At 72.4% G+C, this 16,145-nt stretch carries 14 protein-coding genes; 3 read left to right on the top strand and 11 right to left on the bottom strand.

Annotated features, from left to right (window positions below):
* Positions 1-79 precede the first annotated feature (79 nt).
* Positions 80-712 (top strand): DUF305 domain-containing protein, encoded by a 633-nt coding sequence (locus ACIBQ6_RS25600; protein WP_358282748.1) that lies wholly within the window; start codon positions 80-82, stop codon positions 710-712.
* A gap of 4 nt (positions 713-716) precedes the next feature.
* Here ACIBQ6_RS25600 and ACIBQ6_RS25595 read toward each other — a convergent pair whose 3' ends face one another.
* Positions 717-1,952, bottom strand: coding sequence for an adenosylhomocysteinase (locus ACIBQ6_RS25595; protein ID WP_357990511.1), 1,236 nt, complete (start codon positions 1,950-1,952; stop codon positions 717-719).
* Positions 1,953-2,017: 65 nt separating this feature from the next.
* On the bottom strand, positions 2,018-3,445 hold the full coding sequence (ahcY, locus tag ACIBQ6_RS25590; protein ID WP_352349253.1) for an adenosylhomocysteinase: 1,428 nt from the start codon (positions 3,443-3,445) through the stop codon (positions 2,018-2,020).
* A gap of 102 nt (positions 3,446-3,547) precedes the next feature.
* Between ahcY and ACIBQ6_RS25585 the strand changes: the two genes are divergently transcribed.
* Positions 3,548-3,883: a MerR family DNA-binding transcriptional regulator gene (locus ACIBQ6_RS25585; RefSeq protein WP_397214896.1), complete on the top strand. Its 336-nt coding sequence runs from the start codon at positions 3,548-3,550 to the stop codon at positions 3,881-3,883.
* A gap of 62 nt (positions 3,884-3,945) precedes the next feature.
* Here the strand turns inward: ACIBQ6_RS25585 and ACIBQ6_RS25580 are convergent, their stop codons facing one another.
* The 5 genes from ACIBQ6_RS25580 to ACIBQ6_RS25560 are packed head-to-tail and all read right to left on the bottom strand — an operon-like array spanning position 3,946 to position 7,950.
* The gene (locus ACIBQ6_RS25580; RefSeq protein WP_397214894.1) at positions 3,946-4,872 is read right to left on the bottom strand and encodes a cation diffusion facilitator family transporter; all 927 of its coding nucleotides are present in this window, start codon (positions 4,870-4,872) and stop codon (positions 3,946-3,948) included.
* Between the two features lie 50 nt (positions 4,873-4,922).
* Complete coding sequence (locus tag ACIBQ6_RS25575; protein ID WP_358282742.1) at positions 4,923-6,029, bottom strand: SIS domain-containing protein; 1,107 nt, start codon at positions 6,027-6,029, stop codon at positions 4,923-4,925.
* Positions 6,026-6,193, bottom strand: coding sequence for a Trm112 family protein (locus ACIBQ6_RS25570; protein ID WP_352323388.1), 168 nt, complete (start codon positions 6,191-6,193; stop codon positions 6,026-6,028). Before ACIBQ6_RS25570 ends, ACIBQ6_RS25575 begins: the two co-directional genes overlap by 4 nt.
* Positions 6,190-7,539 carry a phosphomannomutase/phosphoglucomutase gene (locus tag ACIBQ6_RS25565; protein ID WP_397214892.1) on the bottom strand — a complete coding sequence of 450 codons (1,350 nt, stop codon included), beginning with the start codon at positions 7,537-7,539 and terminating at the stop codon, positions 6,190-6,192. The genes ACIBQ6_RS25570 and ACIBQ6_RS25565 overlap by 4 nt, the downstream gene beginning before the upstream one ends.
* Before the next feature lie 42 nt (positions 7,540-7,581).
* Complete coding sequence (locus ACIBQ6_RS25560; RefSeq protein WP_352323386.1) at positions 7,582-7,950, bottom strand: DUF3499 domain-containing protein; 369 nt, start codon at positions 7,948-7,950, stop codon at positions 7,582-7,584.
* 415 nt (positions 7,951-8,365) lie between these two features.
* On the opposite strand from ACIBQ6_RS25560, the gene ACIBQ6_RS25555 reads away from it, so the two are divergent.
* Positions 8,366-8,725 carry a metallopeptidase family protein gene (locus ACIBQ6_RS25555; RefSeq protein ID WP_221762053.1) on the top strand — a complete coding sequence of 120 codons (360 nt, stop codon included), beginning with the start codon at positions 8,366-8,368 and terminating at the stop codon, positions 8,723-8,725.
* An 80-nt stretch (positions 8,726-8,805) separates the two neighbouring features.
* Here the strand turns inward: ACIBQ6_RS25555 and ACIBQ6_RS25550 are convergent, their stop codons facing one another.
* The 4 genes from ACIBQ6_RS25550 to ACIBQ6_RS25535 all read right to left on the bottom strand — a co-directional run bounded on the left by ACIBQ6_RS25550 (position 8,806) and on the right by ACIBQ6_RS25535 (position 16,060).
* A complete protein-coding gene (locus ACIBQ6_RS25550; protein WP_397214890.1) occupies positions 8,806-10,113 on the bottom strand; it encodes a DUF5719 family protein in 1,308 nt (435 codons plus the stop codon).
* The gene (locus ACIBQ6_RS25545; protein ID WP_397214888.1) at positions 10,110-12,917 is read right to left on the bottom strand and encodes a glycosyltransferase family 2 protein; all 2,808 of its coding nucleotides are present in this window, start codon (positions 12,915-12,917) and stop codon (positions 10,110-10,112) included. The genes ACIBQ6_RS25550 and ACIBQ6_RS25545 overlap by 4 nt, the downstream gene beginning before the upstream one ends.
* A gap of 104 nt (positions 12,918-13,021) precedes the next feature.
* Entirely contained in the window at positions 13,022-13,282 is a 261-nt protein-coding gene (locus ACIBQ6_RS25540) for a WhiB family transcriptional regulator (protein ID WP_020546325.1), read from the bottom strand.
* A 321-nt stretch (positions 13,283-13,603) separates the two neighbouring features.
* Complete coding sequence (locus ACIBQ6_RS25535; protein ID WP_397214886.1) at positions 13,604-16,060, bottom strand: hypothetical protein; 2,457 nt, start codon at positions 16,058-16,060, stop codon at positions 13,604-13,606.
* Positions 16,061-16,145: the final 85 nt, after the last annotated feature.

Genomic DNA, 16,145 nt, shown 5'->3' with positions numbered 1-16,145 from the left:
GTTCCGTTTCAACCTCTTTCGCTGGAGCGGTATATGGCCTAGAGTCCGCATTCTCGTCCCGAGCCAGTCAGGAGGCCGAGTGCGCGGCGCGCTCATCGTCATCGCGGGCACGCTGATTGCCCTGTCCGGCTGCTCCTCCGGCGCGTCCTCCGCGCCACGGGCCGACTCCACCGCGCCGGTGCTCGCCCCCGGCCGTCCGGGCGAGCAGGCCCGCACGCTGGCCCCGGGCGAGGCGGCCACCGCCGTCCCCGGGCCCACGGCCAACGCCGCCGACATCACGTACGTCCAGGACATGATCGTCCATCACCGGCAGGCCCTCGACATGGCGATCCTGGCTCCCACCAGGGCGGACTCCGTCAAGCTCAAGGGCCTGGCCGACCGGATCAAGACGGCCCAGGGCCCGGAGATCCAGTTCATGACCACCTGGCTCAAGGAGCAGGACCAGAAGGTGCCCGACCACCACGCGGCGCACGGCGACATGCCCGGCATGGCCACGCCCGAGCAGATGGCGGCGCTGAAGGCGGCCACGGGCAAGGGCTTCGACCGGCTGTTCCTGGAGCTGATGATCAAACACCATCTGGGCGCCCTTGAGATGTCCGACCGGGTCCTGACCGCGGGCTCGCACATCAAGATCGAGGAGCTGGCCACGGACGTCAGCGTCACCCAGACGGCCGAGATCCGCCGCATGCAGGAGATGCAGGCGGCCCTCTAGCTCCCTAGGAGCCGACCCGCCAGGAGTGGAGGTAGTCCTCCTGCTCCGGGGTCAGCGTGTCGATGCCGATGCCGGCGGCGGCCAGCTTGAGCTTGGCCACCTCGTGGTCGATCTCCTCCGGCACGTCGTACACGCCGGGCACCAGGCCCGCCCGCTGCCCCGCCAGCCAGGCCACGGCCAGCGCCTGCGCGGAGAACGACATGTCCATGACGGCCGCCGGATGGCCCTCGGCGGCGGTCAGGTTGACCAGACGGCCCTCGGCCAGCAGCAGCAGACGGCTGCCGTCGGGCATGACGTACTCGTCGGTGTTCGGGCGCACCCCCCGGTGCACCTCGCGGGCCATCTCGTCGAGGGCCCGCACGTCGATCTCGACGTCGAAGTGGCCGGCGTTGGCCAGGATCGCGCCGTCCTTCATCACGGACAGGTGCTCGGCCCTGATGACGTCCCGGTTGCCCGTCACGGTGATGAACAGGTCGCCGATCATCGCCGCCTGGGCCATGGGACGCACCTCGTAGCCCTGCAGGGTGGCGTCGAGGGCCTTGACGGCGTCGATCTCGGTGACGACGACCCGCGCGCCGAGCCCCTTGGCCCGCTCGGCCACGCCGCGCCCGCAGAACCCGAACCCGGCCACCACGACCGTACGACCGGCGAGCATCGTGTTGGTGGCGCGCATGATCCCGTCGAGGGTGGACTGCCCGGTGCCGTACCGGTTGTCGAACATGCGCTTCGTACGGGTGTCGTTGACGGCCACGACCGGGAAGCGCAACGCCTGCTCGGCCGCCATCTGCCGCAGCCTGATGATGCCGGTCGTGGTCTCCTCGCACCCTCCGCTCACGCCTTCGAGCAGGTCGGTGCGCTCGGTGTGCAGGATGTTCACCAGGTCGCAGCCGTCGTCGAGCACGAGGTCGGGGCCGAGGTCGAGGGCCTGGTGGATGTGCAGGTAGTAGGTGGCGCGATCGACCCCGGCCCGCGCGTGCACGGCGATCCCGTACGCGCGCAGGGCCTCGGCCACGTCGTCCTGGGTGGACAGCGGGTTGGAGGCGGCCAGCGCGATCTCGGCGCCGCCCGCCTTCAGCGCGCCCATGAGCACGGCCGTCTCGGCGGTGACGTGGAGGCAGGCCGCGATCTTGAGCCCGTCGAGCGGGCGTTCGAGCGCGAACCGCTCGCCGATGGCGGTCAGCACCGGCATCGAGCGCGCGGCCCAGGAGATCTGCCGCTCGCCGCTTTCCCAGAGATCCATGCCCAGCCCCTCGCGAAAGAGCACGGCTCCGGGAGGGGACCCCCCTCCCGGAGCCGCCCAGCCGATCAGTAGCGGTAGTGGTCGGACTTGTACGGGCCCTCGACGTGCACGCCGATGTAGGCCGCCTGCTCCTTGGTCAGCTCGGTGAGCTTGACGCCGAGCGCGTCGAGGTGGAGGCGGGCGACCTTCTCGTCGAGGTGCTTGGGCAGCGTGTAGACGCCGATCGGGTATTCGGCCGTCTTGGTGAACAGCTCGATCTGCGCGATCACCTGGTTGGTGAAGGAGTTGGACATGACGAAGCTGGGGTGGCCGGTGGCGCAGCCCAGGTTCATCAGGCGGCCCTCGGCCAGCACGATGATCGAGTGGCCGTCGGCGAAGACCCACTCGTCGACCTGCGGCTTGATGTTGTTCTTCACGATGCCGGGCAGCTTGGCCAGGCCGGCCATGTCGATCTCGTTGTCGAAGTGGCCGATGTTGGACACGATCGCCTGGTGCTTCATCTGCGCCATGTGCTCGGCGGTGATGATGTTGAAGTTGCCGGTGGTGGTCACGAAGATGTCGGCGATGCCGACGACGTCCTCCAGCGTGGTGACCTGGAAGCCGTCCATGGCCGCCTGAAGGGCGCAGATCGGGTCGATCTCGGTGACGATGACCCGGGCGCCCTGGCCGCGCAGCGCGTCGGCGCAGCCCTTGCCGACGTCGCCGTAGCCGCAGACCACGGCCACCTTGCCGCCGATGAGCACGTCGGTGGCGCGGTTGAGGCCGTCGATGACGGAGTGGCGGCAGCCGTACTTGTTGTCGAACTTCGACTTGGTGACCGAGTCGTTGACGTTGATCGCCGGGAAGAGCAGCTGGCCGTTCTTGTGCATCTCGTAGAGACGGTGCACGCCGGTGGTGGTCTCCTCGGTCACGCCCTTGATGCTCTCGGCGATGCGCGTCCAGCGCTTGTCCTCGCCGACCGTGCGGGTGAGCAGGTCGATGATGACGTGCCACTCCTCCGGGTCGTCGGCGCCGGCGGGGGGCACGGCCCCGGCCTTCTCGTACTCGGCGCCCTTGTGCACGAGGAGCGTGGCGTCGCCGCCGTCGTCGAGGATCATGTTGGGGGCGTCACCGCCGGGCCAGGTGAGGGCCTGCTCGGTGCACCACCAGTACTCCTCCAGCGTCTCGCCCTTCCAGGCGAACACGGGGACGCCCTTGGGGTCTTCGACGGTGCCCTCGGGGCCGACGACGACCGCGGCGGCGGCGTGGTCCTGGGTGGAGAAGATGTTGCAGCTGACCCAGCGGACCTCGGCGCCGAGCGCGACCAGCGTCTCGATGAGCACGGCCGTCTGGATCGTCATGTGCAGCGAGCCCATGATCTTCGCGCCGCGGAGGGGCTGGGAGGCCGCGTATTCCTTGCGCATCGCCATGAGGCCGGGCATCTCGTGCTCGGCGAGCCGGATTTCCTTACGGCCGAAGTCGGCAAGTGAAAGGTCGGCGACCTTGAAGTCCATCGGGATTCCCCTCGCGTCACGATTGCTGTCGCGGACGAGTTTAGGCGGCGCTCGGGCAGCCCCGCATCTCCGAGACAGCGAAACTGACGTAAGAATGTAAGGATGCGCATCACGGAAGCGGCCAAGCGGCTCGGCATGTCCCCACGAATGCTCCGATACCGGGAGGCAATGGGCCTGCTGCCGCCGGTCCGTGAGCGGGGGGCGCACCGCAGATTCGGGCCAGAGGAGCTGGCCGCCGTGGCGCAGGGGGTGGAGCTGGAGAAACGCTTCGACGTCTCGCCCGCCGAGCTGGCGTTCGCGTTGCGCGTACTGAGCGAGCCGCAGGTGGCCGCGGCCGTGCGCGACCTGGGCGTGCGCATCGGCCGCATCCAGGTGCCGCGCCGGGCCCTGGACTTCGAGAAGGAGAAGGCCCTGAGGCTCCTGCGACCCCAGGGCTGAGCGTCATACGCCCCGCGGAGCGTCAGCCGGCCGTCGTGCGCGGCCGGCCTCCGGGACGAGCGTCAGCTCGTCGTCGTGCGCAGCCGGTCGAGGTCGGGCTCCAGGTAGATCACCCGCGCGATCGGCACGGCGTCGCGGATGCGCCGCTCGGCCTCGTCGATGCCGCGGGCCACCTCGCCGGCCGTGTCGTCGTGCTCGACCGCGATCTTGGCGGCCACCAGCAGCTCCTCGGGGCCGAGGTGCAGCGTGCGCATGTGGATGATCCTGGCCCCCTCGGGCGCCCCCTCCAGCGCGGCCCGGATCTGCTCCTCGACCTCGGGCGAGGCGCCCTCACCGAGCAGCAGCGACTTGGTCTCGACGGCCAGCACGACCGCGATGATCGCCAGCAGCACGCCGATCATGAGGGTGCCGATGCCGTCCCAGACGCCGTCGCCGGTGATGACGGCCATCGTCACGCCGAACAGCGCGAAGATCAGGCCGAGCAGCGCGCCCAGGTCCTCCAGCAGGATGACGGGCAGCTCGGGCGACTTCGACCGGCGGATGAAGGCGAACCACGACTGCTTGCCGCGCAGCGGGTTGGACTCCTTGATCGCCGTACGGAAGGAGAAGCCCTCGGCGATGATCGCGAAGATCAGCACCGCGAACGCCCAGATGGGCGACTCGACCTTGGCCGGCTCGACGATCTTGTGCCAGCCCTCGTAGAGGGAGAAGACCGCGCCGATCGTGAACAGCACGACGGCGACCACGAACGCGTAGAAGTACCGCTCGCGCCCGTAGCCGAACGGGTGGGTCTTGTCGCTGGCCCGCTGGGCCCGTTTCCCGCCGATCAGCAGCAGGAGCTGGTTGCCCGAGTCGGCGACCGAGTGGATGCCCTCGGCCAGCATCGAGGACGACCCGGTGAAGAACGCCGCCACGAACTTCGACACCGCGATCGCCAGGTTGGCGCTCAGCGCCGCAATGATTGCCTTCGTGCCACCACTCGCGCTCACCGGACGTCTCCACTCATAAAGATCACCTAAAAAGACCCTGACATGGGATCCTATTGGGAAATCCTGGCCCGAAGCTCATTGATCGTGGCCACAGGCGTCGGATCGACGGCGTAGCCGAGGGCCAGGTAGGTGGCGGCGTAGTCGGCCAGGCCGACGAGCGTGGCCAGCCGTTCGAGCGGATGCACGCCCTCCGCGGTCAGCTCGGTGACCGGCACGTCACGGTCGTGCGCGAGCCGCAGCGACGCCTCGCGCTGCCGCGTGACCTGAGGATGTTCCTCGACGTCGCGCAGCATGACGAGCCTGAGCGTCGGCCCGGCCTCGTCGGCGAAGATGTCCCGCTCGGCCAGCGGCCCCTCCAGGGCCGCCACCTGGTTGTGGCCGGCCTCGGGCAGCTGACCGAAGACCGCGGGGTACTTGCCGGTCTCGTTGAGCTGGCAGGCCAGCCGGTACGCCGCCGCGCAGGCCACCGGCGAGGAACCCCAGATCATCGGAATGCTCTCGGCCAGGTCCGTGGCGAGCGACTTACCCGGATTGACGAAGGACTCGCTGGAGGGACGGCAGCGGTTGGCGATGTCCTCCAGGATCGCGGCCACCCGCTCGAACACCTCGGGCCCGGCGGTGACCAGCCCGAGCGCGGACGCGGCCACGATCACCGGAACCGTCAGCAGCCACAGCCCCGACCTCGGCTGCCCCTCGACCCGCACCGGGACGTGGATCGCCGACGCCTGCACGGCCACGGCCTCCAGCGGCGAACCCGGCGGGCACACGGCCAGCAGCCCGCACCCCCGCCGGACGGCCTGGACGGCGACGGAGACCGTCTCGTCGTCGTCGCCGGTGGCGGAGACGGCGATGACCAGGTCGGTCGCGCCGACCCAGCCCGGCAGCTGGTAGGACCGCAACGTCACGATCGGCGCCGGCACGCCGTTGCCGCACACCGCCGCGAGGATGTCTCCGGTCAGGCCCGCCGTGCCCATGCCCGCGACCACGACGGCCCGCGGGCGGCCCTGGGCGGACAGCCGGTCGACGCCCGCCTCGACCGCGGCACGGTGACCCGTGCGCACCTGGGCGGCCGAGGCCGCGACCGCGAGCAGCATGCCGCCCGGATCGGCCGCGGTGAGGTGTTGCTGGTCATCGAGCCGCCCGGGCTCCCAGGTCACGGCTTCCTTGCCTCATCGACCAGCAGGACGGGGATGTCGTCGCGCACGGGGTAGATCAGACCGCAGTCCGTGCAGACCAGCTCCTCGGTCTCGGCCTCGGCGCGCAGCGGCGCCTTGCAGGCCGGGCAGGCCAGGATCTCCAGCAGCCAGTCGTCGATCTTCACAGTGACACCCTTCCCACGATGGCGAGGACCTCGTCCTTGATCGCCTTCATCTTGCTCTCGTCGGCCGCCTCGGCGTTCAGCCTGAGGAGCGGCTCGGTGTTGGACGCGCGCAGGTTGAACCACCAGTCGGGGCCGGTGATCGTCAGGCCGTCGAGCTCGTCGACCTCGCCGCGACCCGCGAAGGCCGCGCTGACGAGCGCCAGCGCCTCATCCTGGTCGGCGACCGCGCTGTTGAGCTCGCCGGAGGCGTGGTAGCGCGAGTAGGCCGCCACCACCTGGGACAGCGGGCGCTCCTGCTCGCCGAGCGCGGCCAGCACGTGCATCGCGGCGAGCAGGCCAGAGTCGGCGAACCAGAAGTCGCGGAAGTAGTAGTGGGCGGAGTGCTCGCCGCCGAAGATCGCGCCGGTGCGGGCCATCTCCGCCTTGATGAAGGAGTGGCCGACGCGCGTGCGCACGGGCGTGCCGCCGTGCTCGCGGACGATCTCCGGCACGCCGAGCGAGGTGATCACGTTGTGGATGATCGTGCCGCCGGGGTCTTTGGCCAGCTCACGGGTGGCGACCAGGGCGGTGACGGCCGACGGCGAGACGGACGCGCCCCGCTCGTCGACCACCCAGCAGCGGTCGGCGTCGCCGTCGAAGGCGAGGCCCAGGTCGGCGCCGCTCTCGACGACGGCCCGCTGCACGTCGAGGAGGTTCTGCGGCTCCAGCGGGTTGGCTTCGTGGTTGGGGAAGCTGCCGTCGAGCTCGAAGTAGAGCGGGACCAGCTCCAGCGGCAGGCCCTCGAACACGGCCGGGACGGTGTGGCCGGCCATGCCGTTGCCGGCGTCGGCGACGACCTTGAGCGGCCGGATCGCCGACAGGTCGACGAGCCCGCGCAGGTGGGCGGCGTAGCCGGACAGCAGGTCCTTCTCGATCAGCGACCCGGTCGGGGTGGCGGGGGCGCCCAGCAGCTCGGCCGCGCGGTCGCGGATCTCGGCCAGCCCGGTCTCGCCGCCGATCGGCACCGCGCCGCCACGGCACATCTTCATCCCGTTGTAGCGGGCCGGGTTGTGGCTGGCGGTGAACATCACGCCGGGCAGGCCCAGGCTGCCGCTGGCGTAGTAGAGCAGGTCGGTGGAGCCGAGCCCGGCGAACACGACGTCGGCGCCGCGCGAGCGGGCGCCCCTGACGAACGCCTCGGCCAGCGGCACGGAGGACTCTCGCATGTCATGGGCGACCACGACGGACGCGGCTCCGGTCACCTCGACGAACGCCGCACCCACGGCCTCGGCGATCGGCTCGTCGAGCTCGTCGGGAACCACCCCGCGAACGTCGTACGCTTTGAAGATCTTGGCGAGGTCGCCCACTCTCCAGCTCCGCCCCTAGGTCGTTTGTCGTGTGAAACGAGCCTACCGGTCGCGGTGCTGCTGGGCCGACCGAAGAACGCGCAGGTGGCCCCTGCGCCCGACCTCGACCCCTTGGCCGACCGGCTCGCCGCTGCCGGACGGGGTGGGCCTGGCGGCTTCCCTGACCGCGTTGGCCAGCGCCTCCAGGTCGTCTGAGCTGGGGGAGTTGCCGTCGGTGGGGAGCCGGACGACCTCCCAGCCGCGGGGAGCGGTCAGCCGCTCGGCGTGTTCGGCGCACAGGTCGTAACAGTGTGGCTCGGCGTACGTCGCCAGAGGGCCGAGAACTGCGGTCGAGTCGGCGTATACGTACGTGAGCGTGAAGACGGCAGGCTGGCTGCAAGCGGTGCGGGAACAGCGGCGGACGGGGCTCACGGAGGGACCGTATCTGGTAAGAGTGCGAGGCGCCACTATCTGAGCGCTCTTAACGAGCGTGTCGCCACAATTCGGACACCTGTCGCAGGCTTTCCACCCACATGCGCCGATGCGCGCGCCTGAGGGACAACCTCGCCCCCTCGCCGCTGACGCCACACCGGTCGCGCCGTACTTTCCTGATTTCCTTGATCGACGACCGAGGAAGGTGACCGGCCGGAACCAACAGCCGGGCGTGAGGGCGTCCGTTGGAAGCGCTCCTTCCCCCGCTCCCTGAGGGCGGCGACGCGGGCGGGGGTTCCGGGGGTTCGCGGGCACGTGCCCTTACACTTGGGCGGTGACTCCAAAGCGCGGTCCCAGACGGCGCGATCGCCACGGTCGTGGCCTGCGCGGCCCCCTCGCCCCCTCCCACGTCCCCATGGCCCGTTCCCGCAGCGAGCGCTTCGACGACCTCGTCCTCGACGCCGTCGACCGGCTGCGGCCCCGGTGGGACAAACAGCTGTCCGCCGTGGAGTTCGCGGTCGAGGAGGTGCCGCCGCTCAATGAGCTGGGTGACGGCCCGAGCATGGGCACCGAGCCGATCCCGTTCGGCCGGGCCGACGCGGCCAGCGGCCAGTCACCGGCCGCGGTGGTGATCTACCGCCGCCCGCTGGAGGCGCGCGCCCGCGACCGCGACACCCTGGGCGCGATGGTGCACGACACGGTGGTCGAGCAGGTCGCCACGCTGCTCGGCCTCGCCCCCGAGACCGTCGACCCAGGCTACGACGACCGCCGCTGACCCGCGGCTCGCCCGGGCTACGACGACCGTCGCTGATCCGTGGCTCCCCCGGGCTACGCCGTCCGCCGTCGATCCGCGGCTCAGCCGGGCAGCACCACGCGGGGGCTGTCGGTCAGCGCGGGCAGCACGGTCCACACGCGCGCGGGCGCGAGCGGCTGGGCGGTGACGAGCAGGCCGTCCTTCTCCCGCTCCTCGATGACCCGGCCGCCGTAGACCTGGCCCGACACGGGCGTGACGACCACGGCGAACTCGCCCTTGCCGCGCAGCCGCACCTCCTTGGTCCGCCCGGCGGGCACCGCCACGTCGTACGGCCTGCCCGCCGCGCCCTTCGCCGGCACCTCCTGCACCCTGACCTCGCCGGGCCCGTCCGGCGCGGTGAACAGCAGCCGCGTGCCCGGACCGTTGCCCGCGACCGCGCTGCCCAGGTCGAGCGGGGGCGTGGCCGCGGTGAACGCCACGTCCAGCCGCTGCCCGGTGCCGGTGGCGACCAGCCCGGCCACGATCGGCGCCGGCGCGGTGAGCACGAGCGCGGCCGCCTCGCCGCCGATCCCGGTGGTCACGTCCAGCGCGACCACGCTGCCGGCGGGCACGTCGACGCTCTCGCGGCCTCTCATCGCGTACGCGGCGTCCTCGCTGACCGCCTTGACCTGCACGGACACGTCGTTCTCGCCGGGGGCGGCGACCAGCAGCTCGCGCCGCCCGCCGCCGCCGGGGATGCCGGGCACCACCACGCGGGTGGCCGGGGGCGCGGCGAGCGGCAGCCAGTCCACGCCGCCGCCGCGCATCGACGCCCTGGCCGCGACCGCGAGCCGGCCGAAGACGGTGGTCACGCCGACGGCCATGACGTCGGCCGAGGGCGCGAGCGTCTTGAGGTCGATCTCCTTGTGCTCGCCGGGCGCGATCTCCAGGCCGCGGCCCGCGTCGCCGGAGACCAGGCCCTCGGCCGCGTACACCTCGACGTCGGCCTGGGCCGGGGCCTTGTCGGCGTTGGTGAGGTGCAGGATCACGTCGGCCGCCGCGGGGCCGGGGCCGGCCAGCCAGGCCGACTGCGCCGGCTCGGTGCAGCGCACCCCGGACAGCCCGCGGGCCGCGCCCGAGGTCACCCGGGTGGTGTATCCGGCTTCGAGCGCTCCCGGGCCGTTCGTCACGTACGGCTCGGCGTTCTTCATGACCTCGTGGGACAGGCGTCCGGGCAGGTAGACATTCATCCGCGCGCCTTCGGCGCCGGGGCAGACGGCCGTCACCGACTCGACGGCGACCTTCCGCGGCCCCTCGGCCCGGGCCGGGACGGAGGCCGGGCGGGTGACGAGGGCGACGCCGTACAGGGCGGACAGGGCCACCACCACCAGCACCAGCAGGCCGAACCTGTTCTCCACGAACGCCTTCATCGCACCCCCGCGGGCACGGGGACGGCCGCCTCGACGCCCTCGACCGCGCCGCTCCCCCGGCGTCCCGGCATGGCCAGGACCAGCACGACCAGGGCCAGGACGCCCTGGGCCCACAACCAGGGCGCGTGCAGGACGTCCGCCGGCTGGGCGGGCACGCGGGTGAACGGCTCGGTCAGCCGCCACAGGCCGCCCGCCTCCGACAGGCTCATGCGTTCCAGCGACGGCTGGGAGTCCAGCGACCTGGCCAGCGGCGGCGGCACCGGCGCGGCCACCGCCAGCATGGCGATCCCGTGCTGGGCCAGCGTCGCGGCGTCGGTTCCGCCACGGCCGCCGACCAGGCCGCGCGCCGCGTCCGCCACCTTCGACCGTCCCTCGGACGCGACCGGCAGCTCGGCCTCGCCGATCAACGGGGTACGGCCGTGCAGCACGGTGAAGGCGTCCCCCTTGACGACCAGCGTGCGCTCGCCGTGCCGGGTGCTCCACGCGGCCAGCGCGGGCAGCACGCCGGGCGCGTGGCCGGTCAGCGGGCCGCGCACCCCGTACGCCACCCAATGGCCGGCGGCCAGGATCGGCGTGCTCACCGCCGCGGCCACCACCAGGGACGCGCCGATCCTGCGCAGCCCGCCGTCGGCCCGCAGCTCGGCCAGCCGGTGCGCGGTCAGGCCGACGAGCACCAGCAGCCCGGTCCCCGCGAACGCCAGCGGCACGCCGGGCCAGGCCCGCGCCCCTTCAACGCTGATCCGGCTGACCAGGACGGCCGCCAGCACGCCGTACAGCGTGACGCCCCAGCCGATCGCGACGATCAGCCGCTGGCGGCGCATGAGCAGCGCGGCCAGCGCCGTCACCACCAGCCCGGCCGTCACCCAGAACGGCGGCAGCCCCGGCCCGCCCGGGCTGAGCGCGAGCAGCGACTCCGGCGCGAGCCCCGCCGCCACCAGGGCGGGATCGTGCAGGCCCGCCTCCAGGAGGATCCGGCCCGGGTCCGTGACCAGCCCGGCCAGCCACGGGAGCAGCAGCGCGACGGGCACCGCGAGCGCGATCACCATGGAGGTCACCACGCCGCGCCGCACCCCGCCGTACGCGACGGCGGCCAGCACGCCGAGCACCGCGAAGAGCGGGTACACCAGCGGGACGAACGCCGTCCCCACGGCCAGCAGCAGCCCCAGCGCCCAGGCCGCGCGCCGCGCGCGGCGCCGTTCCCCGGACAGCAGCGTGGTGCCGAGCGCGGCGTACACCGGGACCAGCACGAACACCACCGCCGTGCCGAGCCGTCCGGACGCGATCGCGCCGGTCGCGACGGGCAGCAGCGCGTACGTGCCCGCCGCCCACGCCCGCGCGGGCACCGCCGGGATGACGTGCCGGGTCGCCAGGTACGCCGACGCCCCGGCCAGCGGCACCGAGCCGAGCAGCAGCACGGACACCGCCAGCCACGTCTTGCCGAGCGCGAGCGTCGAGGCCAGCGCCAGCAGCGCCACGTACGGCGGCGCCCAGTCGGTGGAGCCGAGCCCGATGTCGTGGAAGCCCTCGGTGTAGAACCTCCACAGATCACCCGCACCGCCCGTGACCGGGACCAGTGCGCCGCCGCCCAGCCGGTCGCCGCCGAGCAACGACCGTTCGGCGGCCACCGAGATCACGGCCAGGGCGATCATGAGGACGACGCCGGGCCGCCGGAGGAAGCCCTTGACCGCGCCGGTGTCGGCGGGCGCGCCGTCCTCGTCGTCCTCCGGGGTGGAGTGGTGGTGGCGGCCGGCGGAGTCGACGGGGCCCGCGCCGGCGAGAAAGCTCTGCACCATGTCGGTCAGCCGCCGGTAGGCCGCCCCCGGCGGCGTCAGCAACCGCTTGATACGAATAAATCCCTTTTTACGGCCTTCGCGGCGGGCCCTGCGCGCCTTCAGCAGCCGGAACGGATGCGCCAGGATCGACCCCAGCGCCACCATCTCGTCCAGCGCGTTCGCCGGCTGCTTGCCCACCAGGAACAGCAGCGTGCGCAGGGCCGACCCGGCCAGGTTCCGCAGCAGCGCCCACACCATCACGCGGAACGGCAGGTTCGCCATGACGACGAACATCGCGTTGCGCCGGTCGAGCCTGCGCGGATGGTCGCCGCTGACCGTGATCCGCCGCCGTCTGCGGGCCGCCGCCTCGGCGTGCCAGGCCACCGCCGAGGTGACGGCCAGCACCCGGTGCCCGGCGTTGCGCACCCGCCAGCACAGGTCGAGGTCGTCGCGGAAGAGCGGGAACAGCGGGTCGAGACCGCCGAGCCGCTCCCAGACGTCGCGGCGGACCAGCATGCCCGCCGTGGAGACCGAGAGCACCTCCCGGATGCCGTCGTGCTGCCCCTGGTCGAACTCGCGCGGCTCCAGCCCGGTGTCCCTGCGCCCGGTGAGGCCGACGGTCACGCCCAGTTCGAGCAGGCGCCTGCGGTCGAGCCAGTCGCGCAGCTTCGGGCCGAGCACCGCCGCCTTGGGATCCTGCTCGGCCGCCATGAGCAGGGCCTCCAGCGCCCGCCGGTCGGGGGCGCAGTCGTCGTGCAGCAGCCAGAGCCACTCGTCCTGGCCGCACGGCGGCAGCCGGTCCAGCACCTCCGCCACCGCGTCGCCGAAGGAGGCCGAGCGCGGGAGCGCGAGCACGTTGGACGCGCCGAGCGCCTGCGCGAGCAGGTCGGCCGAGCCGTCCCTGCTGCCGTTGTCGACCCCGGCGACGCGCTCCGGCCTGCGGCTCTGACCGGCCAGCGCGCGCAAGGTGTCCCCCAGCCAGCGGCCGCCGTCATGGGCGACGACGATCGCGGTGACGAGGGGGCGTGACATGGGCGGGCGACTCCAGCGTTGATCAGGCGCGCCCACCCTACAGGTGACATCACACGCGAAAAAGGGCCACGCGGGCTACCGCGTGACCCTTTCGCTCATATCCCCTAAACGGCCTGGCGCTTGATCCGTCTGCGCTCCCGCTCCGACAACCCACCCCAGATGCCGAAGCGCTCATCGTGTTCGAGCGCGTACTCCAAGCACTCGGCACGGACCTCGCACGATCGACAAACCTTCTTGGCTTCTCGGGTGGAGCCGCCTTTTTCCGGGAAGAACGCCTCCGGATCGGTCTGCGCGCACAACGCACGCTCCTGCCATCCGAGTTCTTCAGCGTCAAGCTGATCCTGTGCGATGACCGGATCGGTCACTGCACACCTCCCTGCCGCCCGCCCGCAATGGAGCCCCCCATGGACGCCTTCCTCCTACCCACCCACGGGAAGGCGTAACAACATGGTTGTAATTACACGCGCGTGCCGTACGTGACGTCAAGCGGCATGACGGTATCCGGGGAAAGACCGACTCTCGCCCCGGTGTGCTCGGCATGTGGTGTTCGCACCAGGCCGAGGCCCCCTGCACAGCAAGGCTTCGACCCGGTTCGTTCAACGCTGTCAGCGGTCGGAACCGTACCAGGGCGGGGTAGACGCCCGCCCTTTGGGCCACCTTCTCTCTAGCCGTCGTTTGCCGGTCCGTTACCTGCGTGGCTCGTTGGGCGTGTATATGGCCGTTGGGTCGATTGGGTCGTCACCCGGGCGGTTCTGGGCGCCCAGGGCGTCCCCGAACTGCGAGGGGTCGAGCCGCATCGTCGACTCGCCCTGCGCCTCACTCCAGCCGGCCGGGGCCTGGTGGGTGGGGCGGTAGGTCTGGGGCTGCTCGTACTGGCCCTGCTGGGGTTCGTACGCGTTCTGCTGCTGCTGGTACGGCTGGGCCTGCTGCGGGTGGCCGAACGGGTCGTCGTACGGCCGGGCCGGCTGGCCGGCGTAGTCGGGCACCCGCAGGTCGGGCTGGGTGCCGGAGGCGGCCGTCGAGCTCTGGTAGGTCTCGGCCTGCTGGTAGGCGTCCAGGAGCTGCTGGGAGCGCGGGTCCACGGGCGGGTCCGGCTCCTGGAAGGCGGGGGTGGCGTACTCGTGGCCGGAGTAGCCGGTGAACGGCTGGCCGCTCTGCTGGTCGAAGGCGTTCTGCCGGTCCTGGTACGGCTGCTGCGGCTCCGCCTGCGGGTACGGGACGCTCGGGCTGGTCTCGCCGCTCGGGTACGCCTGGTCGGCGAAGGCGTTCGGGGAGCTGTTGCTCGGGGCGTACGGGTTCTCCGGGGTGGGGTAGCCGGACTGGCCGTACGCGCTGGGCTGACTGTCGGCCGGGACGTACGGCGCGGGGGTGTACTCGCCGGCCGGCGGCTGGTAGCCGGAGTCGGGGAGCGTCTCGGACGGGGTATAGGCGGGCGGGGCGTACCCCTGGTCCTGGCCGAAGCCCTGCGGCTGCGCGAACGGCTGACCGGCCGGTGCCTGGGGGTTGCCGAACGGCTGCTCGGCGGACGCGGCGGGAAGCGCGGCCCTGGCCGGCTGGTAGGGCTGCTGCTGGTACGGCTCGGACTGCTGGCCGTGCGAAGACTGCCCGAAGGGGGCCTGGTCGGGCTGCTGGCCCTGGGCGGGCTGGCCGAACGGGGGCTGTTCGGGCTGGCCGTAGGCGGGCTGCTGGCCGTGCCCCTGGCCCTGGACCTGGCCGTAGGCGGGCTGGGCGTCGGGGGTCTGGGGAGCGTAGGGGGACTGCGCCTCGGCCGCGTGCGGGACGGGGGTCTCCTGCTGGTGGCCGTAGCCGGGGGCGTCGGACTGGCCGAAGCCGGGCGCGGAGGGCGCGGGCTGGCCGTAGCCGGCGGGGTCGGGCTGGCCGAAGGCGGGAGCGGCGGGCTGGCCATAGCCGGGGGTGGACGGCTCGGGCTGGCCGTAGCCGCCGGTGGCGGGGTCGGGATGGCCGCCGTAGCTCGGGGGCTGCTGGCCGTAGCCGGGCTGCGCGCCGGGGGTCGGCGCCTGTCCGCCGCCGTAACCCGGCTGCTGCCCGAAGGCGGCCTGCTGGTCCTGCTGCCCGAAGGAAGCCTGGGAGTCCTGCTGCCCGAAGGAAGCCTGGGAGTCCTGCTGACCGTAAGGGGCCCGCGGATCCTGGTGGCCGTACGGAGCCTGCGGGTCCTGCTGGCCGAAGGCGACGGTGGCGTGCTGGCCGGACGGGGGCTGGGGCGCGTACCCGGCGGAGGCGGCCTGGGGCTCGTAGCCCGAGGACGGGGGCTGCGGCGCGTAGGCCGGGGACTGCTGGCCCGAGGGCGGCTGGGGCGCGTAGCCCGGGGACTGCTGGCCCGAGGGCGGCTGGGGCGTGTAGCCCGAGCCTGCGGGGACCTGGCCCGACGGCGGTTGCGGGGCGTAGCCGGAGGAGGCGGGCTGGCTGTCGGGAGCCGGGGGCTGGGCGTCCTGGCCCGGGGGGAGCTGGGCGAGCGCGGGCTGCTGGCCGTAGGGGGTCGGCGCGGCGTGCGGTTGCGCGTACGCGGGCTGGGGCGCGGGGTCGGGTCGGCCCTGGGAGGGCTGGTCGGGCTGGCCGTAGGCGGGCTGGTCCTGCTGGCCGAACTGCTGGGGGCGGCCGTACTGGGGCTGGTCCTGCTGGCCGAACTGCTGGGGCTGGCCGTAGTGGGTGGTGGGGCGGCCGTACCCGTCGAGGGTGGGGATGGGGGTCCGGCCGGGCATGACCTCGGGGAGCAGGTAGACCAGTCCGACGGCGGTCAGCGCGAGCATGGGCACGCCGGTGAGCACGTACTCCACCACGCCGCGGAAGCCGCCACCGGCGAACAGCCCGACGATCAGCGCCAGCGCGCCGAACACGGCGGCGAGCAGCAGGCCGGCGGCCGAGCCGTAGGCGATGAGCCGGGCCTTGGGCGAGCGCTCGCCGGTCCTGGTGACGAGCAGCACGGCGCCCACGAGCAGCGCGGTCACGACCGGGCTGGTCAGGCCCGTCAGGTTCGCGGCGGCACGGGTGGCGAACCCGCCGCCGAGCGGGCTGCCCGAGCCGATCAGGATGTGGCCGATCGTCAGGACGACGTCCACCAGCCCGGTGACGAGCATGATCCAGGCAGCCGGCTCCCGTAGTCGGGCGGCATTTACTTTGCTCATGAGTAACCCCCATCGGACCCTTTGGCCCGAAGGGAGTTTGCCACATTGCCGACTTTCGCGGCGGATGTCCCAAGAACCTCTTCCA

The sequence above is a fragment of the Nonomuraea sp. NPDC049655 genome (assembly GCF_044465465.1).
Taxonomy (GTDB): domain Bacteria; phylum Actinomycetota; class Actinomycetes; order Streptosporangiales; family Streptosporangiaceae; genus Nonomuraea.
Note: the sequence above shows the minus strand (reverse complement) of the source record. Positions and strands in the feature narration are given on the sequence as shown.

Excerpts from the sequence above, each read along its gene's own strand:
- ACIBQ6_RS25535 (WP_397214886.1), bottom strand. The coding sequence starts at position 16,060 with ATGAGCAAAGTAAATGCCGCCCGACTACGGGAGCCGGCTGCCTGGATC.
- ahcY (WP_352349253.1), bottom strand. The coding sequence starts at position 3,445 with ATGGACTTCAAGGTCGCCGACCTTTCACTTGCCGACTTCGGCCGTAAG.
- ACIBQ6_RS25595 (WP_357990511.1), bottom strand. The coding sequence starts at position 1,952 with ATGGATCTCTGGGAAAGCGGCGAGCGGCAGATCTCCTGGGCCGCGCGC.
- ACIBQ6_RS25550 (WP_397214890.1), bottom strand. The coding sequence starts at position 10,113 with ATGAAGGCGTTCGTGGAGAACAGGTTCGGCCTGCTGGTGCTGGTGGTG.
- ACIBQ6_RS25545 (WP_397214888.1), bottom strand. The coding sequence starts at position 12,917 with ATGTCACGCCCCCTCGTCACCGCGATCGTCGTCGCCCATGACGGCGGC.
- ACIBQ6_RS25555 (WP_221762053.1), top strand. The coding sequence starts at position 8,366 with ATGGCCCGTTCCCGCAGCGAGCGCTTCGACGACCTCGTCCTCGACGCC.
- ACIBQ6_RS25585 (WP_397214896.1), top strand. The coding sequence starts at position 3,548 with ATGCGCATCACGGAAGCGGCCAAGCGGCTCGGCATGTCCCCACGAATG.